Genomic DNA, 26,885 nt, shown 5'->3' with positions numbered 1-26,885 from the left:
TGTAGCGGCCGCCCAGTCCTCAAAAGCCGAAGAGAAAGCCTGCAACCGATATATCAAGATGGCCCGTCGTGGCCGCATAAACAAGCGTCAGCAGGAACGCTCCGAAACAGGCGAAAACGAGGCCGTCGACGCGGTCCATGACGCCGCCATGCCCCGGGATGAGGTGGCTGGAATCCTTCACCCCAAACCGGCGCTTGATGAACGATTCGAACAGGTCGCCTATCTGGCTTGCGACCGAGAGCAGAAATGCGATCGCCACCGTCCAGATCGACAGCCGGGAAAACACGCCGAGCGTCAGGGCCGAGCTCGCAATCACGCCCGACACTGTGCCGCCGATCGCGCCCGACCAGGTCTTGCCGGGAGAAATCCGCGGCGCCAGTTTTGGCCCCTGCAGGGCACGACCGACAAAATAGGCGAGAATGTCGGTCGCCCAGACGACCGCGAAAATGAAAAGCGTCGCGACCAACCCCGCCTGGTCCTCGGCGCGGATCGCGGCGAGCGAGATACCGCTCAAGCCTGCGTAAAAGATGCCACCCGGCAGCCACCAGCTACCCTTGCGCAGCAGCACGAAAAGAATGGCGGTGATCATCGCGCCGCCGAGAATCGGCACAGAGAGTTCGCCTTCGTCAGCGACGAGATCAATGGCGATCAGAACAATGGAGAGCCAGCCAAAGGCGTTGGCACGAAAATCACGCTCGGCGGCCCGCGTGATCGTCGACCATTCGTAATAGATCAGCACCGCCATGACGGCCGCCACGACGCGGAATGTCAGGCCGCCATACCAGGTGGCCGTCAGCACCACGACCGCCAGAACCAATGCGGATGCAATGCGGCGCTTCAGTTCAGCGCTCATCAACCGCCCACCGCTATCGTCTTGTCCGATAGGCCACCGAAGCGGCGGTCGCGCGAGGCATAGATCTTCAGGGCGTCGAGGAAGAGCTTCCGATCGAAATCCGGCCAGTAGTCCGGCAGGAAGACAAGTTCGGAATAAGCCGCCTGCCACAGCAGAAAATTCGAAAGCCGTTCCTCGCCGCTGGTGCGGATGATGAGATCCGGGTCGGGAATGCCGGCGGTGTCCAGCTTTGCGCTGATCTTGTCCGGGTCGATCTCGGATGCCTTGAGGATGCCGGCCTCGACGTCGCGCGCGAGCATCGCGACGGCGCGGGCGATCTCATCGCGGGCACCGTAGTTGAAGGCGATGATCAGTGTCAGCGACGTATTGAACTTTGTGGTTTCCTCGGCTTCAAGAAGAAGCGGGAGGATGTCGCTGCGCAGTTTTTCGCGCTCGCCGATCACCCGGATGCGGATGTTCTCGCGGTGCAGTTCGGCCAGATCCTGGCGGATGAAGCGCCGGAGGAGACCGAGGAGATCCCTCACCTCGGTTTCAGGCCTGCTCCAGTTTTCCGAAGAAAACGCAAAGAGCGTCAGATATTTGACGCCCGCATCGCCGGCAGCCCGTACCGTTTCGCGAACCGCTTCGACGCCCTTGCTGTGTCCGACCGTACGAGGAAGCCCGCGCTTGTTGGCCCAGCGTCCATTACCATCCATGATGATGGCAACGTGTTGAGGGATGATTGCAAGCTCGGGGTTCACCATATTCTATGCGGCTCCTTTGGCCGCCGGGAATATGGCGGCAAACCAGGCCTAAATTAGACCTGCATGATTTCCTTTTCCTTGTCGCCAAGCAAGCGGTCGACTTCGGAAATCGTATCATCCGTCATCTTCTGCACTTTTTCCGACTGCGAGCGACTTTCGTCCTGGCCGATGTCGCCGTCCTTTTCGGCCTTTTTCAGGCCGTCCATGCCATCGCGGCGAACGTGACGTACAGCAACCTTCGCCTTTTCCGCATAATCATGCGCGACCTTGACCAGCGACTTGCGGCGCTCTTCATTAAGCTCGGGGAGCGGAATGCGCAGGCTCTGGCCATCGACGATCGGGTTGAGGCCGAGGTTTGATTCGCGGATCGCCCGGTCGACGGCGCCGACCATCGATTTGTCCCAGATGGACACGCCGAGCATGCGCGCTTCCGGCACGGTGATGTTGGCCACCTGGTTGAGCGGCACGCGCGAACCATAGGCTTCGACCATCACCGGATCGAGAATATTGGCCGAGGCGCGGCCGGTGCGCAGCGAGGCGATATCGCTTTTGAAGGCGTTGATCGCGCCTTCCATGCGGCGCTTGATGTCGTTGAGGTCGATTCCACTCATCCGTCTACTCCCGTATGTTGTCTGGGCGGCCAGCGATGCCGCGCCTCAATTGTCCGCTACGATGGTCTTGCGGCCGCCGCCGGTCAAGATTTGGGCGAAGCCGCCCTTCTCATGGATCGAAAAAACGATGATCGGGATGGAATTTTCGCGGGCGAGCGCCACCGCCGCCACGTCCATCACCGCCAGACCCTTTTCGAGCACTTCGCCGTGCGTCAGCGTCTCGAAGCGGGTCGCCGTCGGGTCCTTCTTGGGATCGGCCGAATAGATGCCGTCCACCTGGGTGCCCTTGAAGATCGCCTCCGCACCGATTTCGGCCGCGCGCAGGGCGGCCGCCGAATCGGTCGTGAAGAACGGATTGCCGGTGCCGCCGGCGAAGATCACCACCCTGCCCTGCGCCATGTGATGCAACGCCTGGCGCTGCGAAAAGCTCTCGCAGATCTCCGGCATCGAGATCGCCGACAGAACCACGGTGTCAACGTTCAGCTTGCGCAGCGAGGTGGCTAGCGCCAGCGCGTTGATCACGGTGCCGAGCATCCCCATGTGGTCGCCGGTCACCCGGTCGCCACCCTTGGACGCGACCGCGACGCCGCGAAAGATATTACCGCCGCCGACGACCACGCCGACATCGACGCCCATGGCGCGCGCTTCGGCGATATCGGAGGCGACCCGATCGGCAACTGCGACATCGATGCCGAAACCCTGGCTGCCCATCAGAGCTTCACCGGAGGCCTTGAGCAAGACACGCTTGTAGAGGGGCTGAGGCGACATGGGGGGCTCCTTGAAATCGAAATGCGGGCAGAGGGGGCAAACGGGTTGCGGATACACGAAGGGCACCGGCTTGTCACCGGTGCCCTTGCGCTTTCGACAGCTTTAGCTAACGAATATCAGCCTTTGGCGACTGCCGCGACTTCAGCGGCAAAATCCGTTTCTTCCTTTTCGACGCCTTCGCCGAGCAGAAGACGGGCCATGCCGACGACTTCGATCGAGGCGCCGGCGAGCTTTTCAGCGTCCTTGACGGCCTGGCCAACGGTCACTTCCGGGTTGACGACGAAGGCCTGCGACAGAAGGGCAACTTCTTCGAAGAACTTGCGCATGCGGCCGTCGACCATCTTTTCGATGATGGCTTCCGGCTTGCCGGAAGCGCGCGACTGCTCGATGAAGACGTTGCGCTCGCGCTCAGCCACAGCCGCATCGACCTCTTCGGCGCGGATGGCGAGCGGGTTGGTGGCAGCAATGTGCATGGCGACCTGACGGCCGATCGAGCTCAGGACTTCCTTGTCGCCGACCGACTTCAGGGCGACCAGAACGCCGAGCTTGCCGATGCCGTCGCCAGCAGCGTTATGGACATAGGTCGCAACGACGCCGTGCTCGACCTGCAAAAGGGCGGCGCGACGCAGCGTCATGTTCTCGCCGATCGTGGCGATCGCGTCCTTGATGGTGTCGGCAACCGGCTTGCCGGAAGCCGGATAGGTGGCAGCCGAGATTGCTTCGACGGAACCGTCGGTCGTCAGGGCGACGCTTGCAACGCCGCGGACGAGGTCCTGGAAGGCATCGTTGCGGGCAACGAAGTCGGTTTCCGAGTTGAGTTCGATGACGACAGCCCTGTGGCCGGCGCTGGCGATGCCGATCAGGCCTTCAGCCGCGGTGCGGCCGGACTTCTTGTCGGCCTTGGAAATGCCCTTGGCACGCAGCCAGTCGATCGCCGCTTCGATGTCGCCGTTCGTTTCGGTCAGCGCCTTCTTGCAGTCCATCATGCCTGCGCCAGATTTTTCGCGCAGTTCCTTTACCAGTGCAGCGGTGATTTCAGCCATTGTTTTGCCTCTTGTCGGTTCAAGTGCTTCTCGCCGGAAAAACGTCGGCGGACTCAAAAGTTTTGGGACGAATGTACCCGGAAGTGTGACAGCGTGATGAAGACATCACGAAAGCGATCGCCTCGACGACCAAGCGGTGGCGGCTCGCCTTGAAACGACCAAGGCCAGGGATCGGTATCTCTGGCCTCGATCGAATTTCAGAAAGGAGGAGCGGTCAAGCCGCTCCATCCGGGCTTTAAGCTTCTGCTTCTGCTTCGCCTTCGAGCGCCGGCTCGATCGGAGCTTCTGCAGAGGCACCGATGTCGCGGCCCGAAGCGCCCTGCTGGCGAGCGATGCCATCGATGGCAGCGCGGGCGATCAGGTCGGTGTAGAGAGCGATGGCGCGCGAGGCGTCGTCATTGCCCGGGATCGGGTAGTCGATGAGGTCCGGATCGCAGTTCGAATCGATGATAGCAACGACCGGGATGCCCAGGCGCTTGGCTTCGTCGATAGCGATCTTTTCCTTGTTGGTGTCGATGATGAACATCAGGTCCGGAGTGCCGCCCATGTCGCGGATACCGCCGAGAGCCTTGTCCAGCTTTTCGCGTTCGCGCTCGAGGTTCAGGCGTTCCTTCTTGGAATAGCCGGACTGTTCCGAATTCAGGATTTCGTCGAGCTTGCGCAGGCGCTGGATCGAGTTCGAAATGGTCTTCCAGTTGGTCATCATGCCGCCGAGCCAGCGGGAGTTGACGTAATACTGGGCCGAACGCTTGGCCGAGTCGGCAATCAGTTCAGACGCCTGGCGCTTGGTGCCGACGAACAGAACGCGGCCGCCGCGGGCGACGGTGTCGGACACGACCTGAAGGGCGCGCGACAGCATCGGGACGGTCTGGGCCAGGTCGATGATGTGGATGTTGTTACGGTCGCCGAAGATATACGGCTTCATCTTCGGGTTCCAGCGATGAGTCTGGTGGCCGAAGTGAACGCCTGCTTCGAGAAGCTGGCGCATAGAGAAATCGGGCAATGCCATGCCTTGTTATCCTTTTCCGGTTGAACCTCCGCAAGGCGAACAGCACCCTCTTCGAGAATGCCACCGGGCGGAACAGTCCGGATTTCTCCCGGACAATCCCATGCCTTACGTGTGGAATGCGGCTGGCCATACATTCGATTTGCCGCAAAAGCAAGTGCTTTGCTGGAAATTGCCTCAGCGGGCCAGCCAGGATCGGCAATTGACAGAGGACGGCTATTTCGCCGGCGCGGGGCACGGATCCTGCGGCTTCAGGAGCTCCAGCTTGACCAGGCTGCCGGACAGCACGAAGTCGCCGTAATCCATGGTGAGATCGCGGGTGATGCCGTTTTCGTAGAGCTTGAACGACATATTGTAGACGGGGGTGGGATCGCCGGCGGCATTTTCGTTGAAATAGGCGATCGTCACCGGCCAATAGGCCGTCTTTGCGAACTCGCCCGCCTTGTCGGCATCCACATCGTCCTTCTGCACCGTCTGCGACTTGCCGATCACCGTCGTCGTCAGGAGCGCCTGGTCGCCGTTTTCCGAACCGTCGAAGACCCGCGCCTCGAAGAAGTTCTTACCCTGCTTGGCATTCGCGATGACGTCCAGCATATGGCTGGTCGGGAAATCGCTCGCCGGCAGGTCGATCTCGCGGCCGTCGGGCTGGGTAATTGCCACCTTGACACCCTTGTCGGCGATCGACGCATCGCCGGTCAGCTGCTTGTCGAGCTGCTCGTCGGTGAAGGACTTGGTCTCGAAATGGAACTGGTTTGCGGCCATGTCCTCGAAGGTCGTGGTCTGCTGGTCGCTGAGGCGCGTCTCCTCGCCCGTGTCGATCTTGGTGACCAGCCGGAAATTGGTGGAAAAACCGGTGCAGGCCGAGCCGGTGAACTCATAGACCATGCGGCCGAACATGCCTTCGATGCCCGAACGTTCAGAGGCATTCTTGAGCTTCAGGTCGTAAATGGCGCGATGCGGGACGAGCAGCCGGGCGGCACCGTCGGTCGTCGCGTCCGCGGAGGTGGCAGCCGCAAGGCTCAGACCGCCGGCAAGGATCACCCCGAGGCTCATTCGCAACATTCACATTCTCCTGTTGGACTCAGTCGGGGATGTTATAAGAACGCCATCTGACCAAGCTAAGGCCTTGATGCAGGATTTTTGAAGAATTTACAACAAAACGGGAGTCGAAAATGACCGAAGCCATCGAAGGCCGCCTGAAGGAACTGGGGATCGAACTCCCCGTCGCGGCCGCACCCGCCGCCAATTACGTGCCCTACGTGATTACCGGCAACCTGCTGTTCATCTCCGGCCAGCTGCCGAATGAAAACGGCAAGGTGGCCGTCACCGGCCTTGTCGGCGCGGGTGTCGACGTGCCGGCAGCGAGCCGTGCGGCCGAACTCTGCGCCATCAATATCCTCGCCCAGGCGAAGGCGGCATTGGGCGGCGATCTCGGCCGGATCAAGCGGGTGGTCAAGCTTTCGAGCTTTGTCGCCTCGGCGCCCGGCTTCTTCGAACAGCATATCGTCACCAACGGCGCATCGAACCTGATCGCCAACGTTCTCGGCGACGCCGGCAAGCATGCGCGGGCGGCCGTCGGCATGGCGGCGCTGCCGTTCAACGCCTCCGTCGAAATCGAAGCCATTATCGAGATCGAAGCATGACCGACGCCACCTGGATCAAGGACCTTCCGGTCGCCCATCGCGGTTATCACGATATGAACCACCAAGTCTGGGAAAACACCCTGTCGGCGTTTTCCCGCGCTGTGGAGGCCGGCTTTGCGATCGAATGCGACGTACAGCTTGCCGCCGACAGCGTGCCGGTGATCTTCCACGATCACGATCTCGAACGGCTCTGCGGCATCAAGGGCGATATCCGCGAAAAGACCTCAGCCGAACTCGGCATGCTTTCGGTCGGGGCCACGAAGGACAAGGTGCCGACGCTGAAGCAGATGCTTGCCCTCGTCGCCGGCAAGGTGCCTCTGGTGATCGAGGTCAAGGGACGCGAAGGCGACGGCGACGACGACGGGTTCGCCGAGGCGGTGCTCGAGGTCCTCGAAGGTTATCAGGGCAAGGTGGCGCTGATGAGCTTCGACTACCACATCCTGCGCGACCTAAAAAATGCCGGTTCGCCCTACCCGCTCGGCCTCACCGCCATGGGCGACAAGCCGGAGGAATTCTTCGAGCACGACGAGGCCATGCAGCTCGGCCTCGACTTCATTTCCTACCACTACCCCCACCTGCCGAACACGTTCATCACAGCCCAGAGGGCGACCGGAATTCCGGTCATTACCTGGACCGTAAGGGATGCAAACGGCCGCGAACATACCTATAAATATGCTGACCAGATGACCTTCGAAGGTTTTGATCCGCGGGAGGTTTCCTCCCCCTCCGTGTAAAGCAGAGTATGACCGGCAATCTCACCATCCGCATCGAAAAATCCTTCTGCGCGATCAGCCCGGCAAGCTGGTCGCGCCTTTCGGGCACTTCCAAGTCCTCCTCTTCGGAAACGCCCTACAATCCGTTCCTGTCGCACGCCTTTCTCTCGGCGCTGGAGGAATCGGGCTCCGCTACCGCCAAGACCGGCTGGCTCGGCCATCATCTTCTCCTCGAAGACGACAAGGGCACGCTGATCGGCGCGGTTCCTGGTTATCTGAAAAGCCATAGCCAGGGCGAATACGTCTTCGACCACGGCTGGGCCGACGCGTTTGAGCGCGCCGGCGGGCGTTATTATCCGAAACTGCAGTGCACCGTGCCGTTCACGCCGGCGAGCGGGCCGCGCCTGCTCGTCTGCGAAGGTTACGACCGGGCTTCGACCGAACTGACGCTGGCGGCCGGTCTCCAGGAGGTGACACGCCAGCTCGGCATCTCTTCCGCACATGTGACCTTCGTCGCGGAAGACCAGGTCGCTGCTTTCGAAGAGGCCGACTACCTGCACCGCACCGACAAGCAGTTCCATTTCATCAACGAAGGTTACGAGAACCACGACGCCTTCCTCGAAACGCTCGCCTCGCGCAAACGCAAGGCGCTGAAGAAGGAACGGCGCTCGGCCCTGGAAAACGGTATTTCGATCGACTGGCTGACCGGCAAGGACCTCACCGAGGACATCTGGGACCAGTTCTTCGAATTCTACATGGACACCGGCGGTCGCAAATGGGGCCGGCCTTACCTGACGCGAAAATTCTATTCGCTGATCGGCGAGCGTATGCCCGAGGACGTCCTGCTGGTGATGGCCAAACGCGAGGGAAAATACGTCGCCGGCGCGATCAATTTCATCGGCGGGGACGCGCTTTACGGCCGCCACTGGGGTTGTGTCGAGGACCATCCCTTCCTGCATTTCGAGGTCTGTTACCACCAGGCGATCGATTTCGCGCTCGCTAAGGGCCTGAAGCGCGTCGAAGCGGGCGCGCAAGGGGAACACAAGCTGGCGCGCGGTTACCTGCCTGTCACCACGCATTCGATGCACTATATCGCCCATGCGGGGCTGAGGCGCGCGATCGCCGACTATCTGGAACACGAGCGCGAAGACGTGGAGCAGATGACGGAATATCTTGCCGAGCACAGCCCGTTCCGCAAGGGCGAACGCCAGCAGGAACAGGATTAGGGCCCGGAAAGATCGGGCCGGCAAAACTAGGAGAGGACATCGCGATGAGCGGACAGGCTTACGACAGCAACAACATCTTCGGAAAAATCCTGCGCGGCGAGATCCCGTGCCATAGGGTCTATGAGGATGCCGATACGCTCGCTTTCATGGATGTCATGCCGCAGTCGCCCGGTCACCTGCTGGTGCTCCCGAAAGCCCCGTCGCGCAATATTCTCGATGCCGATCCTGCCGTGCTTTCGAAGGTCATCCCGGTGGTGCAGAAGCTCGCCAGAGCTGCCAGGCAAGCCTTCGAGGCGGACGGCATCACGGTCATCCAGTTCAACGAACCGGCCGCCGGACAGACCGTCTACCACCTGCATTTCCACGTCGTCCCGCGCTACGAGGGACAGCCGTTGAAACCCCATTCGGGCCAGATGGAAAACAATGAAGTACTCGCGGCGAATGCCGAGAAGATCATCGGCGAATTGGGCAATTAAGCTTCAGAAACCGACCCACCAGAGACCAGCGACAAGCAGCGTCATCGGCACAGCAACGCCGATCCAGACCTTGCGACCGGTCGCCAGGAAGATGGCGAAACCGATGCCGGCCGCCGCCAGCCGCAGCCAGAGCGGCGAACCGGCGAGCGTGCCGTTCGGGAAAACGATCAGTTTTGCGGTGACGGCCATGACCAGCGCGGTCGCCACCGCCCTTACCCAATAAAGCGCTTCGGAGTCTTCGTTCAGCCGGTTGCCGGTAAAAACCCCGAGCCAGCGCCAGATATCGGTCGCCAGGAAACCGGCGATCGCAATGACGATAAAGGTCCAGTATTCGGCAATCATCGCCTGGTCTCCTGCCCGGCACGCTTTTTCTTGCGGCGCGCCCTGTCGATCAGATAGGCGGCCGTGCCGCCGCCAAGGCCAGCGCACAGCACATCGAATTGCGGGGTCACCAGCGCCAGCGTCGGGCCGAGGATCACCCCCATGACGAAAGCTATCTGCACCACCGGCTGGCGCGCGCTCGCCCAGATGGAGGCGTTGAAATAGACGGGCGTCAGGAAGAAGAGTATGCCCGCGACGGCCGGCGGAAAGGCCGAAACGATATCGTAGAAGACCGCAACGACCAGTGTGCCGGTCAACGTCAGCGTCACGCCGAAACCGGCGAAATAGATCGCCCGGTGCTCGCGCGGCACGTTGCGAAGCGTGGTGATCGCGAAGACCCAGGACGTGATGGCGATGAAATGCGACAGGATCAGCAGCAGCCAGATCGGCGTGCGCCTTGTTCGCATCTCCGGGACGACCGAGGCGACCATCGGCGTCATGCGGATCGAGGAGAGCGTCACCGCGAGAAAACAGGCGGCAATATTGGCGCCGCTCGCCATTGTCCCGATCAGGATGACCTGCGCCGGCAGCGCCCAGATCGCCAGCGACATGAACACCGCCTCGCCACGCGTCAGGCCCGATTCGAGCGCAAAGGCGCTGAAGCCGACGATCGAGGTTAGAAGAATGAGGGCCGGAAGCGAAAGCAGGCCCCGCATGCCGGTAAAAAACCAGGATAGGGCGCTGCGATCGTCACTGTCTGGAGACATAAGTATTCCGGCGGGTATGGGAAACGGTCAGTCATGAAAACAGCGATGCCGGGACAAGCCCGGCATCGCCAAAATTCCATCCGAAGGAGTTATTTGCTCTTCGGCACGCGCGGCACCGTGGTGCCCTTGCGGGGCGGCGTCTTGGGCGCGTCATCTGAAGCGATCACGTCCGCATCGACCATGGCGCGAGCCCTGGCCGGGCCGCCGTCCTTGTCCTTCTGCGCCGACTTCTTCGGCGCCTTGGCCTTGACGACCTTGGTTTCGGCTTCCTCGGCGGCCTCTTCCACCTCGGCCTCCGGCTTCGGCTTCACAGGGGTCGCCTCGGAGATCGAGTCGAGGATGAGCTTGTCCTTGCCATCCTCGCCCTTGCCCACAGTGACGCGGACCACACCACCCTTACGCAGCTTGCCGAACAGGATCTCGTTGGCGAGCGGCTTCTTGATGTATTCCTGGATGACGCGTGAGAGCGGGCGGGCACCCATCTTCTCGTCGTAACCCTTTTCCGCCAGCCAGGCGATTGCATCCTGATGCAGGTCGAAGGTGACGTTGCGTTCCGAGAGCTGCGTCTCGAGCTGCATGACGAACTTCTGAACGACCTGATGGATGACCTCGGTCGGCAGCGGTGCGAACTGGATGATCGCATCGAGGCGGTTGCGGAATTCCGGTGTGAACAGGCGGTTGATCGCCTCTTCGTCCTCGCCGGTGCGCTTGGACGAACCGAAGCCGATGGCGGCCTTGGCCATTTCCGACGCGCCCGCATTGGTCGTCATGATCAGGATGACGTTGCGGAAATCGATCTTCTTGCCGTTGTGGTCGGTCAATGAACCATGGTCCATGACCTGCAGCAGGATATTGTAGATATCCGGATGCGCCTTCTCGATTTCGTCGAGCAGGACCACCGAGTGCGGATGCTGATCGACCCCATCGGTCAAAAGACCGCCCTGGTCGAAACCGACATAACCGGGAGGTGCGCCGAGCAGCCGCGAGACCGTGTGGCGTTCCATATATTCCGACATGTCGAAGCGCAGCATCTCGACGCCGAGCGAGGCGGCAAGCTGTTTGGCGACCTCCGTCTTGCCGACGCCAGTCGGGCCGGAAAAGACGTAGGAGCCGATCGGCTTGTTCGGTTCGCGAAGGCCGGCGCGAGCCAGCTTGATCGCGGTCGACAGTGCCTCGATCGCCGCATCCTGGCCATAGACGACCGAACGCAGTTCCTTTTCCAGGTTTGCGAGAACCATCTCGTCATCCTTGGAGACGGTCTTGGCCGGGATCCGCGCCATCGTGGCGATTGTAACTTCGATCTCCTTCTCGGTGATCAGCTTGCGGCGCTTGGAAGCGGGCAAGAGCATCTGGGCCGCACCGGTCTCGTCGATCACGTCGATCGCCTTGTCCGGAAGCTTGCGGTCGGAAATGTAGCGGGCCGAAAGCTCGACAGCCGCCTTGATCGCGTCGTTGGTGTAACGCAGCTTGTGGTATTCCTCGAAATAGGGCTTCAGGCCCTTCATGATTTCGATCGCATCGTCGATCGACGGTTCATTGACGTCGATCTTCTGGAAGCGGCGAACCAGAGCCCGGTCCTTTTCGAAGAACTGGCGGTATTCCTTATAGGTGGTCGAACCGATGCAGCGGATCGCGCCCGAAGACAGCGCCGGCTTCAACAGGTTCGAGGCATCCATCGCGCCGCCGGAAGTGGCACCGGCGCCGATGACGGTGTGGATCTCGTCGATGAACAGGACCGCGCCCGGATACTCTTCAAGTTCCTTGACGACCTGCTTCAGGCGCTCTTCGAAGTCACCGCGATAACGGGTGCCGGCGAGCAGCGTACCCATGTCGAGCGAGAAGATGGTGGCGTCGGCGAGAGCCTCCGGCACCTTGCCTTCGATGATCCGCTTGGCGAGGCCTTCGGCAATCGCCGTCTTGCCGACGCCCGGATCACCCACGTAGAGCGGGTTGTTCTTGGAACGGCGGCACAGGACCTGGATCGTCCGGTTGACTTCGGCATGGCGACCGATCAGCGGATCGATGCGGCCGTCGCGGGCCTTTTCGTTCAGGTTGACGCAATAGGCCTTGAGGGCATCCTGCGGTTTCTTGGCCGAACCTTCCTCCTGATCGCGGGCGGAGGGCTTGGCTTCCGACTCGCTGTCCTCGGCGCCGCGCGGCGTGCGGGTCTGGGAGGTGCCAGCACGCTTGCCGATGCCGTGAGAAATATAGTTGACCGCGTCATAGCGGGTCATTTCCTGCTCCTGCAGGAAGAAGGCCGCATGGCTTTCCCGTTCCGCGAAGATCGCGACGAGAACGTTGGCGCCGGTCACTTCCTCGCGGCCCGAAGACTGGACGTGGATGACGGCGCGCTGGATGACGCGCTGGAAGCCGGAGGTCGGCTTGGAATCCTCGTCATAACCGGTGATCAGGTTGGCAAGTTCATTATCGACATAGTCGGCGACGGTCTTGCGCAGGGTTTCCAAATTGACGTTACAAGCGCCCATGACCGCGGCTGCATCGGCATCGTCGATCAACGCCAAAAGCAGGTGCTCGAGCGTGGCATATTCGTGATGCCGCTCGTTGGCAAAGGTCAGTGCCTGATGCAGCGCCTTTTCTAGACTAGGCGAAAATGTTGGCACGTCGGGTTCCTCACTTCTTTTCCATGACACATTGCAGCGGATGCTGGTGTTGCCGGGCGAAGTCCATGACCTGGGACACTTTGGTTTCCGCTACTTCGTATGTAAATATTCCGCATTCCCCCACGCCGTGATTGTGGACGTGGAGCATGATACGCGTCGCTGCCTCCCTGTCCTTCTGAAAGAAACGTTCCAGAATGTGGATGACGAACTCCATCGGCGTATAATCGTCATTCAGCAGCAGTACGCGGTAGAGATTTGGCTTCTTTGTTTTCGGCTTCGTACGCGTGATGACCGAGGTACCGCGATTTGCGTTGTCTCCGTCGCCACCCTTTTCAGCTTGCATCAAGATCGGCAGTGCGATCATCTTCATTCATTCCCCAGTCATCCGGCGGGTTCGTCCGAATGGCCGAACGGCCGGACTTTAGTCTTCCTAACTTAGTTCATTGAACGCGGATTTTAAGCCCCCTTTGCGGCCACGCAATCACTATTCCGCTAAAGAGATGATGGAACATGCCGAAAGTCGGATATTTCCGCATTGGCATGAATCAAAAAGGCCGGCAGCGCTGAACGCCGCCGGCCTTCTATGATGAAAGCGTCGCTTGGAGGGGCCGCTATGCGCGTTACGCGGCGTTTGCGGTGACCACGGCGGTCGACTTGGCGACCGGCGCTTCGTAGGGCTTGTAGGCTGTCTTTGCGAGACCGGCATACATGTCGGTAATCTTGGTCGACTCGGCAATGAAGCTTTCATAAGCCGATTTCACGTATTTGGTCTGGAGCTCGAAGGCCGCCTCGACGCTGCGGGTGGAGGCAAGCTCTTCCATGAAACCCGTCATATCCTGGAAGGACTTCTTGGAATAGTCGGTCGCTTCGGTAGCGATCGCCTGATAACCCTTGGCGATCTCGGAATAGCTCTTCAGCATTCCGTCCATCGCTTCCTTGCTCTTCTTGTTGGCCTCATCGAAATTGAACATCGCCTGTCCCTTTGTTCTATTCGTATTTGCTGATTGAAAGCGGCCTACGGATAAAAGTCAAGGCTGATTTGTGCGGCGCAAAATCACCTTTGGTTGCAATCGGCTCTATGCAAATGCATGGATCGATTCAGGCTTCTGATTTTGCGAAGATATATCAGCACATAGCACACCGCCGCGCAAAAACGCCGCAGCCATTTTCTTTCCACCCGGCGGTGCCCTCCGCACGAATCAAAAAGCGGGCCTGTGAGCCCGCCCTGAGGTGTCGCGGTCGGTTCGATTAGAGATCGACGTCGAGAATTGCCATGGAAAAATTGTAAGAGCGGTCGCCATCCTCGTCATCGATGTAGACGACGCCGAGAAACTCGTCACCGAGGTAAACTTCGGCCGAGTCGTCTTTGCGCGGACGCGCCTTGACGATCGCCTGCGGATTGATAACGCGCTTGAAATAGGCGTCGAGCTTCTTGATTTCGTCCGGTTTCACGTCTCTCTCCGTCAGCGGTTCTCGGTTGCGGCGCTTTTGGCATGGGACAAAGGCGAAAGTAAAGCCGCCAGAAATAGCCTTTGCCGCTCTTTCCCCGATGTTCAGTGGCTCACGATATTCCGTGAGCCGTCGATGTCGGGCGCGCGGCAAGGCGAACGCAGACGAATCAGTCGTCAGCCCCGAGAATCTGGTCCATCAGGCGCGACGGTTCCGAACACCCGGCACTCCCGACCACCTTTGCCGGCACGCCGGCGACGGTCGACTTCGGCGGAACGGCCTTCAGGACCACCGAGCCCGCGGCGACGCGGGAGCACGACCCGACCTCGATATTGCCGAGGATCTTGGCGCCGGCACCGATGAGGACGCCGTTGGCAATCTTCGGATGGCGGTCGGCGCCTTCCTTGCCGGTGCCGCCGAGCGTCACGCCGTGCAGGATCGAGACGTTATCGCCGATCACGGCCGTCTCCCCGACCACCAGGCCGGTGGCGTGATCGAGGAAAATGCCCTTGCCGATGCGGGCTGCCGGGTTGATGTCCGTCTGGAAGACGCTGGAGGAGCGGCTCTGCAGATAGAGCGCAAAATCGCGGCGGCCGCGGTTGAACAGCCAATGCGCCAGCCGGTGGGTCTGGATCGCGTGGAAACCCTTGAAATAGAGCACCGGCTCCATGAACCGCAGGCAGGCAGGATCGCGGTCGTAGACGGCCTGGATATCGACACGCAGGATCGCGCCCCATTCCGGCCAGTCGGCCAACATTTCCATGAAGGTCTGGCGCAGGAGGACGTCCGGAATATCCGCATGAGCGAGGCGCTCGCAGATGCGGTGCACGACGCATTCCTCAAGCGAGCGATGGTTGAGCACGGCAGAATACAGAAATGCGGCGAGCAGCGGGTCCTGCTCGGTCGCTGCGCGCGCCTCCTGGCGCAACGTATCCCAGATGGGATCCATCGTCGCGACCGGCTCCTGGCGGATTTCAGTTCTCGCGGCCATCGCCGTCTCCTCGTTTGCCGTACGGCAGAGCTTCGTACGGCCAGTATATAGAATAAGTTTACGCCGAGACCAATGGGCGCAAAATCGCATTCCGTTGATCGTAAGAATGAAGAAACCTACGGCCTTGCGGAGAGTTCCGCGTAAAAGTCCAGAACCGCCTTCTTGAACACCCGGTCGCCGACTGCGAGCATATGGTCGCGGCCGGGGATATCGAGGGAAATCGCATGCGGCATCAAAGCGGCGAGCTCCTGCGCGGAACCGGCGATGTCGTCCTTGGTTCCGACCCCGATCAGTGTCGGCGCGTCGATACGGCCCATGTCGGCGCGGGTCACCAGATCCCTCGAGCCGCGAATACAGGCGGCCAAAGCCTCCCTGTCGCTCTTCGTCTGATCGGCGAAGGCGCGGAACATGCGACCGCGGGCATGGCTGACATCATCGAGCGAAGGGGCGAGCAAGGCGTCTGCGATCGGGTCCCAATCCCCTACCCCGTCGGTCATGCCGATGCCGAGACCTCCGAGGACCAGGGAACGTATCCGATGCGGATGCGCAAGTGCCGAAAAGACCGAGATGCGGGCGCCCATCGAATAACCGAAGACATGCGCTTCCGGGATCCTCAAGTGGTCGAGGAGTGCCATCGAATCCTCGGCCATCACCCATGGCCGATAGGCTTCCGGATCGAGCGGCTTGTCGCTTGCCCCGTGCCCGCGATTGTCCATGGCGATTACCCGGTAACCCGCGTCGCCGAGCGTCTTCAGCCAGCCCGGATGTACCCAGTTGACCAGCGCGCTCGAGGCAAACCCATGGATGAGCAGCACCGGATCGCCCGACGGATCGCCTTCGTCGAAATAGGCAAGATCGAGACCCTCATGGGAAAACGTGGAGAAGGCAGGCGCGTTGAGATTCATCGGGGCAGTCCTCATTGACGCCGGGAACATAAGGGATGAACCGCGGCGTTTGAACCCGTGCCCGACACGAAATCGACGCGCCTGCGGCGGTTTTCCCACTACACAATCGCCAAGCGGACGGCTAATGTCCGGCGCAAATCAGACGCGCCGCATTCAAGTATCGGAGATCATCATGGCCGGGCACAGCATTCCCCATTTCCAGAACGACGGCGGGCATCGCCTGATCCAGATCGGCGTCAAGGAATTCATGTGCACCGGCGCTTCGGTTCCCTTCGACCATCCGCATATCTTCATCGACATGGGCGACGACAACGAGAAGGTCTGCTCCTACTGCTCGACCCTCTACCGCTACAATCCGTCGCTGAAGGCCGAACAGACCGACCCGCCGGGCTGCGTCTTCCACGTCAAGGCCGCCTGATCGGCATTCCGACATGCCCATTGAAAGAGTAGCGATCATCGGCGCCGGCATGGCCGGGCTGACGGCCGCGCTCGCCTTCGCCCGCCACAGGGTAGCCTGCGACATTTTCGAGGAAGCGCCCGCCCTGATCGAGGTCGGCGCCGGCCTGCAGATATCGCCGAACGCTTCGCGCGTGCTCTCCGAACTCGGCGTTTTGCCCGCACTCGAAGCCGTCTGGACCGAGCCGGAGCGGATTGGGCTCGTCTCGGGGACATCGCTCAGACCGCTTGCGCATGTGCCGGCCGGGCGTTTTGCCCGCGAGCGCTGGGGTGCGCCCTATGGGGTCCTGCATCGCGCCACGCTTCAACAGGCATTGCTTGCCGCGGTCGAACAGAACCCGCTCTGCAGCATCCATCTCGACACGCCGGTCCGCGAGGACCCGCACGCGACGCTGACGGCGATGACCGGCAGGACCTATCCCCTGATCGTCGGCGCCGACGGCGTCTGGTCCAATCTGCGCGCCGGCATACCAGACAGCCCGGAGCCCGATTTTTCGCGCGATATTGCCTGGCGCTTCACAATCCCCGCCAGCGCCAGACCCGATTGGCTGCACGCGGGCCAGGTCACCGCCTTTCTCGGGCCGTCGACCCATGTGGTTGCCTATCCGCTCAAGGAGATCGACGGGTTCAACATCGTCGCCATCGCCTCCGGCATCAGCCCCGGCAAGACGTGGGATGCGCAAGCCAGCGATGCACAGCGGCGCATGCTACTCGGCCAGTTCCATCGCTGGGACCGGCGTATCGTTCAACTGATCGAAAGGGCCGAACAGCCGACCTTCTGGCCACTCTACCAAGTCGGCGCCGGCCGCTGGCACAACGGTCGCGACATGGTGCTGATCGGCGATGCGGCGCATGCGATGATGCCGTTTGCGGCCCAGGGCGCGTCGATGGCGATCGAGGACGCGTTCGTGCTGGCAAATCGTGTGGCCGGTCCCCTGCCCCTTGCGCAGGCTTTGGCTGATTTCGAGAGCGAACGCGCGCGGCGGATCGCCAAGGTTCGCGCCCGCGGCCTGTTCAACCGTTTCGCCTATCACGCCCGCGGCCCGATCCGGCTCGGCCGCGATATCGTCCTGTCGCTGCGTCCGCCGCAATCGCTCGCGGCGGATTTCGACTGGCTTTACGGCTTCAAGGCGCGGTGATCAGATCTCGGCCGCGGCCGCGAAACCGATTTCCAGGTCCTTCTTCAGGTCCGCTACGTCTTCGAGGCCGATCTGCAGGCGAATGACCGGACCTTCCGGCGGCGCTTTGCGGATGGTGCGGTCCGACAGATTGACCGGCACGGCGAGGCTCTCGTAACCGCCCCAGGAATAACCGAGGCCAAAGAAGGACAGCGCGTCCAGGAAAGCGTGCGCCTTGGCTTTCGCCTTGTCGCCCTGCGCCTTCAGCACGAAAGAGAAGACACCGCTGGCGCCCTTGAAATCTCGCTTCCAGATCGCGTGGCCGGGGAAGCTCGGCAGCGCCGGGTGCAGGACGCGCGCGACGTCGTCGCGGCTCTCCAGCCATGTGGCGATATCGAGCGCGCTCTTCTGATGATGTTCGAGACGCACGCCCATGGTGCGCAGGCCGCGCAGGATCTGGTAGGAATCATCCGGTGCGCCGCAGATCCCGAGCGCAATGCGGGCTTCCTCGAGCTTGGGCCAGTGCCTGGCGTTGGCCGAAACCGAGCCCATGATGATGTCCGAATGGCCGGACGGATATTTCGTCGTCGCATGGATCGACACGTCGACGCCGAAATCGAGCGGCCGGAAATAAAGCGGCGTTGCCCAGGTATTGTCCATGGTGACGACGCAATCGTGCCGGTGAGCCACGTCGGCGATCGCCCTGATATCCTGCATCTCCATGGTGTTGGAGCCCGGAGCTTCGGTATGGATCAGCCTGGTGTTCGGCTTAATTAGGGCTTCGATGCCGGCGCCGATTTCCGGATCGTAATACTCGATTGTGACGCCGAGACGCTTCAGCATCGTATTGCAGAAATTACGGCACGGCGTGTAGACGGAATCGACGATCAGGGCGTGGTCGCCGGCCGAGAGATAGGCGAGAAACGGCACCGAAATCGCTGCCAGTCCCGAGGGAACAAGAATGGTGCCGGCCGAGCCCTCCAGCTCGTCGAAGGCCGCGCAGAGCGCATCCGTCGTCGGCGTGCTGCGAGTGCCGTAGGTGTATTTCTGGGCCCGCTTCTCCATCGTCGCAGCGTCGGGAAACAACACGGTCGAAGCGTGGACGACCGGCGGATTGACAAAACCGTGGTAGTCGGACGGATCGTTGCCCATATGGGCGAGACGCGTATTGGGGCCAGCGCCGGTGAACAGGGACTCGTTCGTCTTTTTCATGTCGGGGAGAGCTTTCTTTGGCAATGGAGGCACAAAGTTTTGCCGCCGCAACAGGGCTCGGTCAACCCCGCGACAGGCGCTTAAATCAGATACATCAGGCAACCTTCCATCTCACGGAAAACGCACCTCTTTTGATCATACGTTGCCTAAACTTTAGGTAACTGAGCGTTTTCTGAGCCGGGTTAACGAATTTACCTCATTTCAGACGCAATTCGAAATGGCGACACTTGACCCTGCGTTGTTTTGCGAATGAGATAGCAACGCCTGCACCGGGAGGGTTAGCGGGCGGCCGGCCGTATTCGAAAAGACAGGGGAGCGGTTGGTGCCATCAAGTCACAGAAAACCACAGATAAAGGTTGGGAAAATGAAAAAGACGCTTCTGTCAGCCGCGATTGGCGCAGCGGTCCTTGGCTTCGCATCGGCGGCATCGGCCGCCACGCTGGATACCGTCAAGTCCAAGGGTTTCGTTCAGTGCGTCGTCAACACCGGTCTCGCCGGCTTTGCCGCACCGGACGCATCGGGCAACTGGTCCGGTTTCGACGTTGACTACTGCAAAGCCGTTGCTGCTGCCATTTTTAATGACGCAACGAAGACCAAATACACCCCGACCACCTCGCAGACCCGCTTCACGGCACTGCAGTCGGGCGAAGGCGACGTCCTGTTCCGCAACACGACCTGGACGATCAACCGCGATACCGCGCTCGGCTTCAACTTCCGTACCGTCAACTATTACGACGGTCAGGGCTTCATGGTACCGAAGAGCCTCAACGTGAAGTCGGCTCTGGAACTCTCCGGCGCTGCCGTCTGCGTTCAGTCCGGCACCACCACCGAGCTTAACCTCGCCGACTTTTTCAAGGCCAACAAGCTCGAATACAAGCCGGTCGTTTACGAAAAGCTGCCGGAAGTGAACCAGGCCTATCAGGAAGGCCGTTGCGACGTTTACACGACCGACCAGTCCGGCCTCTATTCGCTGCGCCTGTCGCTTTCGAACCCGGATGAGCACATCATTCTGCCGGAAATCATTTCCAAGGAGCCGCTTGGCCCGGCCGTTCGCCAGGGCGACGACCAGTGGTTCGACATCATTTCGTGGACGCATTACGCACTGGTGCAGGCTGAAGAGTTCGGCATCACCAAGGCCAATGTCGATGACATCCGCAAGTCCTCCACCAACCCGGACGTCCGCCGCTTCCTCGGCGTCGAAAAGGATACCAAGATCGGTACCGACCTCGGCCTGACCAACGACTGGGCCTACAACATCATCAAGGCCGTCGGCAATTACGGCGAAGTGTTCGAGCGCAACATCGGCCAGAACACTCCCCTCAAGATCCAGCGCGGCCTGAACGCGCTCTGGACCAAGGGCGGCCTGCAATACGCTCCGCCGGTTCGTTAATCGGCCAAACCAAGACGGGATAAGGCGGCTCAGCCGCCTTATCCCCGGCATAAAAAGAAAAACGCATAAAAAGAAAAAGACCTCTAAAAAGAAAAAGACCTCAAAAACGAGGTCACAGGGGAAAAGGCCAGCATGACAGATCACGCTGCAATTGCGCCTTCCGAAGCGCGAACTCTCAGATCCTATATCTACGACCCAAAGATCCGGGCTATTTTTTTCCAGATCCTCACGCTCGTCATCGTCGTCGGCGTCGGCTGGTCGATTTTCGACAATACCGTCGCCAACCTTGCGCGCTCCGGTACCGCTTCCGGATATCAGTTCCTCAAAGGCCGCGCCGGTTTCGACATCGGCGCTTCGCTTATCGACTATTCGAGCGATTCGACCTACGGGCGGGCCATCCTCGTCGGTTTTCTCAATACGATCCTGGTGGCATTCTTCGGTATCATCACCGCCACGACCATCGGCTTCATCATCGGCATCGGCCGTCTTTCGAAGAACTGGCTGATCGCAAAGCTCTGCACCGTCTATGTGGAAGTTTTCCGCAACATTCCGGTGCTGCTGATCATCTTCTTCTGGTACAAGGGCGTGCTTTCGTCCCTGCCGCAGGTTCGGGACTCGGTCAAACTGCCGCTCGGCATGGTGCTCAACAACCGGGGGCTCGCCTTCCCGAGGCCCGTCTGGGGTGACGCCGCATGGGTGATCCCCATTGCGCTGCTGGTCGCTATCGTTGCGACTTTCTTCGTCGCGCGCTGGGCAAAACGGCGGCAGATGCGCACCGGCAAGCAGTTCCACACGATCTGGACGGCGATCGGGCTGATCGTCGGCCTGCCGGTCCTCGTCTTCCTTGCCGCCGGCGCTCCGCTGACCTTCGATTTCCCGATCGCAGGCCGCTTCAACCTCTCCGGTGGATCGGTGATCGCCCCGGAATTCGTGGCCCTCTATCTGGCCCTGTCCTTCTATACGGCCTCGTTCATCGCCGAGACGATCCGCGCCGGCATCCGGGCCGTGGCCAAAGGGCAGAGCGAAGCGGCCGCGGCACTCGGCCTGCAGCCTAGCACCACGACCCGCCTCGTTGTCGTACCGCAGGCAATGCGGGTGATCATCCCACCGCTGACCAGTCAATATCTCAACCTGACGAAAAACTCGTCGCTCGGCATTGCCGTGGGCTTTCCGGAACTGGTCGCAACCGGCGGCACGACGATGAACCAGACCGGACAGGCGATCGAAGTCGTGTCGATCTGGCTCGCCGTCTATCTCAGCATCAGTATCACGACCTCGCTGTTCATGAACTGGTTCAACTCCAAAATGGCCCTGGTGGAGAGGTAAGATCATGAACACGAAAAATCTTGCCTATGTCCGCCCGGAAATGATCGCCCCCGCACCCGCTCCGCTTAGCACCAGGAGTGCCTCTGGCTGGATCCGCATCAATCTCCTGGCCACGCCGAAAGACGCCGCGCTGACGATCCTTGCGGTTGCGCTTCTGGTCTGGCTCCTGCCGGGCATGATCAACTGGCTGTTCGTCCAGGCGGCCTGGTTCGGGACGGACCGTTCGTTCTGCACGACCGCCGTGCAGGGCGGCATCAAGCCGAACGGCTGGAGCGGCGCCTGCTGGGCGTTCGTCGGCGATCGTTTCCAGCAATTCATGTTCGGGCGTTATCCGCTGGACGAACGCTGGCGGCCGATGCTGGTGGCGATCCTGTTCATCGCCCTTCTCGTGCCGATCCTGATGCCGAAGCTGCCTCGCAAGGGCCTGAACGCGCTGCTGCTCTTCGTCGGCCTGCCGATCGTCGCATTCTTCCTGCTGCATGGCGGCGTGTTCGGGCTCCAGAAGGTCGAAACCCCGCTGTGGGGCGGCCTGATGGTGACGCTGATCCTGTCCTTCGTCGGCATTGCCGTCTCCCTCCCCGTCGGCATTCTGCTGGCGCTCGGACGACGCTCGACGATGCCGGTGATCCGGGTCATCTGCGTCACCTTCATCGAGGTCATCCGCGGCGTGCCGCTGATCACGGTGCTGTTCATGGCGAACGTGATGCTGCCGCTCTTCCTGCCGACCGGCTGGACGATCGACAATTTCCTGCGCGCACTGGTGGGCGTGGCGATCTTCGCCTCCGCCTACATGGCTGAAGTCGTTCGCGGCGGCCTGCAGGCAATTCCGAAAGGACAGTTCGAAGGCGCCGATTCGCTCGGCCTCAGCTACTGGCAGAAGATCCGGCTGATCATCATGCCGCAGGCGCTGAAACTGGTCATTCCGGGCATCGTCAACACCTTCATTGGCCTCTTCAAGGATACGTCGCTGGTATCGATCATCGGCATGTTCGATCTTCTCGGGATCGTGCAGTTGAACTTCACCGACACGACCTGGATCAGCCCGGTCACACCGATCACCGGCCTCATCTTCGCAGGCTTCATCTTCTGGCTGTTCTGCTTCGGCATGTCGCGCTACTCCGCCTTCATGGAGCGGCACCTCGACACCAACCTGAAGCGATAGCTGGCCTGAAGCTGTGCCTAGCCACAAACGATAACTAAGGGGATATAAATGGCAGACGCCCAACCCAAAAAAATGACCGTCTCGGCTACCGACGTTGCCGTCGAAATCATCGGCATGAACAAGTGGTACGGCGATTTCCACGTGCTGCGCGACATCAACCTGAAGGTGATGAAGGGCGAGCGCATCGTCATTGCCGGCCCGTCCGGCTCCGGCAAGTCGACGATGATCCGCTGCATCAATCGCCTTGAGGAACACCAGGCCGGCAACATCATCGTCGACGGCATCGAGCTCACCAACGACCTGAAGAAGATCGACGAAGTGCGCCGCGAAGTCGGCATGGTGTTCCAGCACTTCAACCTCTTCCCGCACCTGACGATCCTGGAAAACTGCACGCTGGCGCCGATCTGGGTCCGCAAGATGCCGAAGAAGCAGGCGGAAGAGATCGCCATGCATTATCTCGCCCGCGTCAAGATCCCGGAACAGGCCAACAAATATCCGGGCCAGCTCTCTGGTGGCCAGCAGCAGCGCGTGGCGATCGCCCGCTCGCTGTGCATGAAACCGAAGATCATGCTGTTCGACGAGCCGACCTCGGCACTCGATCCGGAAATGGTCAAGGAAGTGCTGGATACGATGGTGAGCCTTGCCGAAGAGGGCATGACCATGCTGTGCGTCACCCACGAAATGGGCTTTGCCCGTCAGGTCGCCCACCGGGTGATTTTTATGGACCAGGGCCAGATCGTCGAACAGAACTCACCGGCCGAATTCTTCGACAATCCGCAGCACGAGCGCACGAAACTCTTCCTCAGCCAGATCCTGCACTGACCCGGCTTGGAGATGCAATCATGGGGCGCTTCGGCGCCCCGTTTTCGTTTCACCAGCGGAAGGAATAACGGGCGTTGACGCTTGCAACCGGATCGGGCGCGTCCGACGTCCGGTCCAGCGCGCCGCTGAGGGTCATGTATCGGCCGAGCGTCTTTTCGACGGCGACACCTGCCCCGACCGTGCGAAAACCGTTACTGCCGCTTGCCCGCCCGACCAGCGCCGTGCGGCTTGGGCTGTGCAGCAGACTAACCGACTGGCTGGCATCGACGCCGCGCCATTCTCCCGACGCCCCGTCATAACGCATGCCGTAGCTGCTGCGCCTCTCGATATCGATCGTCGGGGTCGCGATCTCCTTTTCGTAATAATTCATGGTGATCCCGGCGCTGCCGGTATTGCCGTCGAGATCGACGCCGATGCCGCGGTTCAGCTGATAGGCGGGCGTCTGGATCTTTTGCGCCGTGAAATTGCTCCAGAACTTGATCGGCGTGTCGACCGGCGTACCACTCGTCGTCGTATCGACACCCATCGAGATGCCGGCCTCGGTTTCGAGCCGAGTCGGCAGCTTCAGGCCGAGCTTGACGGAATAGCTGGTGTCGGAGTTGCGGATCGGCTTCCAGATCAGCGGCTTATCCTCCGCAAACCCCGGACCGGCCGTCAAAAAACACGCAAGCGCAAGAACCGCGCCGGCAGACAATATCCTGTTCATATCAAATCCCCACTCGAAGGCTCAAAAACAATGCAAGGGGTCCGGGCAGTCGGAACTGCCCGAATGAAAACCATTTCAATGTGTTGAAGGCGTTTGCCGAGGCCTGTGGCCGCAAGATCGCCGGTCTGCCTTCCGCGCGCCTGACGCTACGGAACTGACATCACCCATAATACGAAACAATGCGGCCATTCCGAATCCGCAATGCGGCAAGAATAGGATTTCGTGAGCCCGGCCATTTTGGCGGCAGCTGCGGACTGCCTTTCAAGGAGCTTAGGAACAAATCGCCCGACATCGCGTTCCCCGCGGCATCGTATCAAGCGGAGAGCGAACAGATGAACCTCAAGCTCGCAATGGGCGTGGCGCTTAGCCTGATCTTCACGCCGATGGTGGCAGAAGCCCGGTCGAATTTGCAGCTCTACGGAGCAGTGCCCGTGGAAAGCAGCCCTCAACTTATGCAGGCGTACAACAGGGCGCTGGCGCGATGCCTTCCGGAAGCCGGTCTGGCAGAGGCAGGAGCAATAGCCGAGGTCAGTCTGCCCGCGGTGCGGTTGCGGGGTTGTCTGTATCGCAAAGGGTTCTTTTACCGAGGCGTCTATGCCTACCCGGTGGGTGTGTCTGTTTATTATGTCAGGTAGTCGCGCGGATCAGTCTCCGGCTGCGAAACATGACAGAAAATCCAACGATTTCAGCAATAAAGCGATGGCGACCCCTGCAGGACTCGAACCTGCGACCTGCTGCTTAGAAGGCAGCTGCTCTATCCAGTTGAGCTAAGGGGCCGATCTCGGCAGCAGCGCTCGAGAAAGCCCGAGCGGCTAAAAATCAATGCGTCCAGGGCTGGGTGCGGCTGAAGCGGAAATTGTCGGTGTAGGAAACGATCTGGCGATTCGGATCCTTCGGCTGGATGACGCGGTATTCGATGCCTTCGCGCTTGGCATAGGCTTCGGCCTGTTCCTGGCTTTCGAAGGTCAGGCGAAGCTGCTGTTTCATGTCGCCCGAAGAGGTGTAGCCAAGGATCGGATCGATGCGGCGCGGCTGTTCCTGGTCGAATTCCAGTACCCAGAGATGGGTCTTGGCCTTGCCGGACTGCATGGCGGTCTTTGCGGGACGATAGATCTTGGCGGCCATTCCTGTAACGCTCCATGGAATGGAACGGATAAGGAGCCTCACCCAAAAGCATGGTCGGAGTGGAGAGATTCGAACTCCCGACCCTCTGGTCCCAAACCAGATGCGCTACCAGGCTGCGCTACACTCCGTTCCTACGGTGGTTGCGAGATACACGGTTCCCCCTTGTGTCGCAACTGCAAAATGGACCCTTGGCCATTCTGAAGCCAAGAGTTTGAAAATTACCACTGATTGCCGATGCGTTTGCTGATCACCTTGTCGCCCACCTTTATCCCGAGCGCCTTCGAGCGGCCGGCATTGAGCTCCAGCACGAATTTCACCGGCCCGTGCGAATCGATGATGTCGCGCGCATAGGGCACGGCGTTCTCGCGGATATGCGAGATCGTGCCGTCGCCCTGGATGAACAGCATGTCGAGGGGAAGGATGGTGTTCTCCATCCACATGGAGACCGGTCGCGGCGTGCCGAAATCGAACAGCATTCCGGCATCCGGCGCCATCACCTTGCGGTACATCAGTCCGCGCTCGCGCTGCGCATCGGTGAAAGCGAGTTCGATCGTGAACTTGTAGGTCTGGCCGGCGGCGGTCTTGATCGACAGCTCGTCGCGCGGGAAGGTCACGTCCTGCGCAACCGCACCGCCTGCCAAGATAAGAAAAAGCGCCGCAAGGGCGCTTTTGAATGCTGGAAACGAGATACGCATCAGTGCGACCGGCTCACGGGATTTGGATTGTCGGGATGGATTTCCGCCGCCATCAGACCCTTGTCACCGGGCCCGAAACGCACCAGCACGACCTGACCCGGACGCAGCTCGGTGAGGCCGAAGCGGCGCAGCGTTTCCATATGCACGAAGATGTCTTCCGTCCCCTCGCCGCGCGTCAGGAAGCCGAAACCCTTGGTGCGGTTGAACCACTTCACCAGAGCCCGTTCAAGGCCGCTGGTCGCGGTCACCTGCACGTGGGTGCGCACCGGTGGAAGATCCGAGGGGTGGACCGCGGTGGACTGATCCATCGAGAGGATGCGGAACGCCTGATAGCCACGATCCCGCTTCTGGATCATCGCGACGATGCGCGTACCTTCCAGAATGGTCTGATATCCGTCTCGACGAAGGCAGGTGACGTGCAGAAGCACATCCTGCATGCCATTGTCGGGAACGATGAAGCCGAACCCCTTCGCCACATCGAACCATTTGACGACGCCGGTGATTTCGATCAGCTCGACCGGCTCGCCCGGAAGCTCTTCGAAACTGCCAACGTCTTTCGATGACATTCTGTCTGCCATATCCTGTCGGCCCCTCGATTACGCGTTACGACGTGACGATCAACTGATTCTCAGAGGATAGATTAACATCTTGCTAACCATTTAGCGCAAGTCCCTGCCTTGGCTTTATCCACCTTCATCTCTATCTAGAGTGGCTTGCTCGAGGCTGGCGTCTGCGCC

The 26,885-nt window shown here is 60.6% G+C and carries 31 protein-coding genes and 2 tRNA genes; 11 read left to right on the top strand and 22 right to left on the bottom strand.

The annotated features are described in order from the left end of the window. Positions 1-19: 19 nt before the first annotated feature. From MOV63_RS08910 to MOV63_RS08880, 7 genes are all read right to left on the bottom strand, one after another. Complete coding sequence (locus tag MOV63_RS08910) at positions 20-853, bottom strand: phosphatidate cytidylyltransferase (RefSeq protein WP_247033341.1); 834 nt, start codon at positions 851-853, stop codon at positions 20-22. Continuing rightward, complete coding sequence (locus MOV63_RS08905) at positions 853-1,596, bottom strand: isoprenyl transferase (protein WP_038542604.1); 744 nt, start codon at positions 1,594-1,596, stop codon at positions 853-855. The genes MOV63_RS08910 and MOV63_RS08905 overlap by 1 nt, the downstream gene beginning before the upstream one ends. A 53-nt stretch (positions 1,597-1,649) precedes the next feature. Continuing rightward, entirely contained in the window at positions 1,650-2,207 is a 558-nt protein-coding gene (gene frr / locus MOV63_RS08900; RefSeq protein WP_038542602.1) for a ribosome recycling factor, read from the bottom strand. A gap of 45 nt (positions 2,208-2,252) precedes the next feature. Next, a complete protein-coding gene (gene pyrH / locus MOV63_RS08895) occupies positions 2,253-2,975 on the bottom strand; it encodes a UMP kinase (RefSeq protein WP_038542600.1) in 723 nt (240 codons plus the stop codon). A 116-nt stretch (positions 2,976-3,091) separates the two neighbouring features. Next, positions 3,092-4,018, bottom strand: coding sequence for a translation elongation factor Ts (tsf, locus tag MOV63_RS08890; RefSeq protein WP_247033340.1), 927 nt, complete (start codon positions 4,016-4,018; stop codon positions 3,092-3,094). A gap of 235 nt (positions 4,019-4,253) precedes the next feature. Then, positions 4,254-5,027: a 30S ribosomal protein S2 gene (gene rpsB, locus MOV63_RS08885; protein WP_007758342.1), complete on the bottom strand. Its 774-nt coding sequence runs from the start codon at positions 5,025-5,027 to the stop codon at positions 4,254-4,256. 213 nt (positions 5,028-5,240) lie between these two features. Then, the gene (locus MOV63_RS08880; RefSeq protein ID WP_247033339.1) at positions 5,241-6,086 is read right to left on the bottom strand and encodes a cell envelope integrity EipB family protein; all 846 of its coding nucleotides are present in this window, start codon (positions 6,084-6,086) and stop codon (positions 5,241-5,243) included. Positions 6,087-6,196: 110 nt separating this feature from the next. Here MOV63_RS08880 and MOV63_RS08875 point away from each other — a divergent pair, with 110 nt between their 5' ends. Genes MOV63_RS08875 through MOV63_RS08860 form a run of 4 tightly spaced genes read left to right on the top strand, consistent with a single transcriptional unit; the run spans position 6,197 to position 9,082 of the window. Next, positions 6,197-6,667: a RidA family protein gene (locus MOV63_RS08875; RefSeq protein WP_038542594.1), complete on the top strand. Its 471-nt coding sequence runs from the start codon at positions 6,197-6,199 to the stop codon at positions 6,665-6,667. Beyond that, positions 6,664-7,401: a glycerophosphodiester phosphodiesterase gene (locus tag MOV63_RS08870; protein ID WP_247033338.1), complete on the top strand. Its 738-nt coding sequence runs from the start codon at positions 6,664-6,666 to the stop codon at positions 7,399-7,401. Before MOV63_RS08875 ends, MOV63_RS08870 begins: the two co-directional genes overlap by 4 nt. Positions 7,402-7,409: 8 nt before the next feature. Beyond that, positions 7,410-8,606 (top strand): GNAT family N-acetyltransferase, encoded by a 1,197-nt coding sequence (locus MOV63_RS08865; protein ID WP_247033337.1) that lies wholly within the window; start codon positions 7,410-7,412, stop codon positions 8,604-8,606. A gap of 44 nt (positions 8,607-8,650) precedes the next feature. Continuing rightward, positions 8,651-9,082, top strand: a complete 432-nt coding sequence (locus MOV63_RS08860) for an HIT family protein (protein ID WP_038586332.1) — start codon at positions 8,651-8,653, stop codon at positions 9,080-9,082. A 3-nt stretch (positions 9,083-9,085) separates the two neighbouring features. On the opposite strand, the gene MOV63_RS08855 is transcribed toward MOV63_RS08860, so the two are convergent. The 8 genes from MOV63_RS08855 to MOV63_RS08820 form a co-directional block, all read right to left on the bottom strand. Next, positions 9,086-9,424, bottom strand: coding sequence for an AzlD domain-containing protein (locus MOV63_RS08855; protein WP_247033335.1), 339 nt, complete (start codon positions 9,422-9,424; stop codon positions 9,086-9,088). Next, positions 9,421-10,170, bottom strand: a complete 750-nt coding sequence (locus MOV63_RS08850) for an AzlC family ABC transporter permease (RefSeq protein ID WP_247033334.1) — start codon at positions 10,168-10,170, stop codon at positions 9,421-9,423. The genes MOV63_RS08855 and MOV63_RS08850 overlap by 4 nt, the downstream gene beginning before the upstream one ends. A gap of 89 nt (positions 10,171-10,259) precedes the next feature. Next, complete coding sequence (gene clpA, locus MOV63_RS08845) at positions 10,260-12,791, bottom strand: ATP-dependent Clp protease ATP-binding subunit ClpA (RefSeq protein WP_038542581.1); 2,532 nt, start codon at positions 12,789-12,791, stop codon at positions 10,260-10,262. 10 nt (positions 12,792-12,801) lie between these two features. Beyond that, on the bottom strand, positions 12,802-13,155 hold the full coding sequence (clpS, locus tag MOV63_RS08840; RefSeq protein WP_007758328.1) for an ATP-dependent Clp protease adapter ClpS: 354 nt from the start codon (positions 13,153-13,155) through the stop codon (positions 12,802-12,804). A 256-nt stretch (positions 13,156-13,411) separates the two neighbouring features. Further along, positions 13,412-13,762 (bottom strand): phasin family protein, encoded by a 351-nt coding sequence (locus MOV63_RS08835; RefSeq protein ID WP_247033332.1) that lies wholly within the window; start codon positions 13,760-13,762, stop codon positions 13,412-13,414. Positions 13,763-14,039: 277 nt separating this feature from the next. Continuing rightward, positions 14,040-14,243, bottom strand: a complete 204-nt coding sequence (locus tag MOV63_RS08830) for a DUF3126 family protein (RefSeq protein ID WP_038542569.1) — start codon at positions 14,241-14,243, stop codon at positions 14,040-14,042. 166 nt (positions 14,244-14,409) lie between these two features. Then, the gene (gene cysE, locus MOV63_RS08825) at positions 14,410-15,231 is read right to left on the bottom strand and encodes a serine O-acetyltransferase (protein ID WP_038542567.1); all 822 of its coding nucleotides are present in this window, start codon (positions 15,229-15,231) and stop codon (positions 14,410-14,412) included. Between the two features lie 116 nt (positions 15,232-15,347). Then, positions 15,348-16,136, bottom strand: coding sequence for an alpha/beta fold hydrolase (locus tag MOV63_RS08820; RefSeq protein ID WP_247033331.1), 789 nt, complete (start codon positions 16,134-16,136; stop codon positions 15,348-15,350). A gap of 172 nt (positions 16,137-16,308) precedes the next feature. Between MOV63_RS08820 and MOV63_RS08815 the strand changes: the two genes are divergently transcribed. Together MOV63_RS08815 and MOV63_RS08810 are read left to right on the top strand one after the other, a co-directional pair. Further along, entirely contained in the window at positions 16,309-16,554 is a 246-nt protein-coding gene (locus tag MOV63_RS08815) for a zinc-finger domain-containing protein (RefSeq protein ID WP_007758304.1), read from the top strand. A 13-nt stretch (positions 16,555-16,567) separates the two neighbouring features. Continuing rightward, positions 16,568-17,731, top strand: coding sequence for an FAD-dependent monooxygenase (locus MOV63_RS08810; protein ID WP_247033330.1), 1,164 nt, complete (start codon positions 16,568-16,570; stop codon positions 17,729-17,731). Here the strand turns inward: MOV63_RS08810 and MOV63_RS08805 are convergent, their stop codons facing one another. After that, positions 17,732-18,922: a cystathionine beta-lyase gene (locus MOV63_RS08805; protein WP_247033329.1), complete on the bottom strand. Its 1,191-nt coding sequence runs from the start codon at positions 18,920-18,922 to the stop codon at positions 17,732-17,734. A gap of 364 nt (positions 18,923-19,286) precedes the next feature. On the opposite strand from MOV63_RS08805, the gene MOV63_RS08800 reads away from it, so the two are divergent. The 4 genes from MOV63_RS08800 (at position 19,287) to MOV63_RS08785 (ending at position 23,622) form a co-directional block, all read left to right on the top strand. After that, entirely contained in the window at positions 19,287-20,312 is a 1,026-nt protein-coding gene (locus MOV63_RS08800; protein ID WP_038542559.1) for an amino acid ABC transporter substrate-binding protein, read from the top strand. A 132-nt stretch (positions 20,313-20,444) separates the two neighbouring features. Then, positions 20,445-21,638 (top strand): amino acid ABC transporter permease, encoded by a 1,194-nt coding sequence (locus MOV63_RS08795; protein WP_247033328.1) that lies wholly within the window; start codon positions 20,445-20,447, stop codon positions 21,636-21,638. 40 nt (positions 21,639-21,678) lie between these two features. Further along, positions 21,679-22,800, top strand: a complete 1,122-nt coding sequence (locus tag MOV63_RS08790) for an amino acid ABC transporter permease (RefSeq protein ID WP_405029310.1) — start codon at positions 21,679-21,681, stop codon at positions 22,798-22,800. A 48-nt stretch (positions 22,801-22,848) separates the two neighbouring features. After that, positions 22,849-23,622, top strand: a complete 774-nt coding sequence (locus MOV63_RS08785; RefSeq protein ID WP_038542553.1) for an amino acid ABC transporter ATP-binding protein — start codon at positions 22,849-22,851, stop codon at positions 23,620-23,622. A gap of 49 nt (positions 23,623-23,671) precedes the next feature. Here MOV63_RS08785 and MOV63_RS08780 read toward each other — a convergent pair whose 3' ends face one another. Then, complete coding sequence (locus MOV63_RS08780; protein WP_247033326.1) at positions 23,672-24,328, bottom strand: hypothetical protein; 657 nt, start codon at positions 24,326-24,328, stop codon at positions 23,672-23,674. Positions 24,329-24,660: 332 nt separating this feature from the next. On the opposite strand from MOV63_RS08780, the gene MOV63_RS08775 reads away from it, so the two are divergent. Beyond that, on the top strand, positions 24,661-24,963 hold the full coding sequence (locus MOV63_RS08775; RefSeq protein ID WP_247033325.1) for a hypothetical protein: 303 nt from the start codon (positions 24,661-24,663) through the stop codon (positions 24,961-24,963). A gap of 65 nt (positions 24,964-25,028) precedes the next feature. Here MOV63_RS08775 and MOV63_RS08770 read toward each other — a convergent pair. The 5 genes from MOV63_RS08770 to MOV63_RS08750 all read right to left on the bottom strand — a co-directional run bounded on the left by MOV63_RS08770 (position 25,029) and on the right by MOV63_RS08750 (position 26,726). Next, positions 25,029-25,105: transfer RNA gene (locus MOV63_RS08770), tRNA-Arg, on the bottom strand. A gap of 42 nt (positions 25,106-25,147) precedes the next feature. Next, positions 25,148-25,453, bottom strand: coding sequence for an ETC complex I subunit (locus tag MOV63_RS08765; RefSeq protein ID WP_038542496.1), 306 nt, complete (start codon positions 25,451-25,453; stop codon positions 25,148-25,150). Between the two features lie 51 nt (positions 25,454-25,504). Then, positions 25,505-25,581, bottom strand: a tRNA-Pro gene (locus MOV63_RS08760). A 90-nt stretch (positions 25,582-25,671) separates the two neighbouring features. Next, positions 25,672-26,148 (bottom strand): DUF192 domain-containing protein, encoded by a 477-nt coding sequence (locus tag MOV63_RS08755; protein ID WP_247033324.1) that lies wholly within the window; start codon positions 26,146-26,148, stop codon positions 25,672-25,674. Beyond that, a complete protein-coding gene (locus MOV63_RS08750; protein ID WP_037084473.1) occupies positions 26,148-26,726 on the bottom strand; it encodes a cold-shock protein in 579 nt (192 codons plus the stop codon). Before MOV63_RS08750 ends, MOV63_RS08755 begins: the two co-directional genes overlap by 1 nt. Between the last annotated feature and the right edge of the window lie 159 nt (positions 26,727-26,885).

This window comes from Neorhizobium sp. SHOUNA12A (assembly GCF_023006505.1).
In the GTDB taxonomy this organism is placed as follows: domain Bacteria; phylum Pseudomonadota; class Alphaproteobacteria; order Rhizobiales; family Rhizobiaceae; genus Neorhizobium.
The sequence above is the reverse complement of the archived record's forward strand: the minus strand, read 5'-3'. Positions and strand labels throughout refer to the sequence as shown.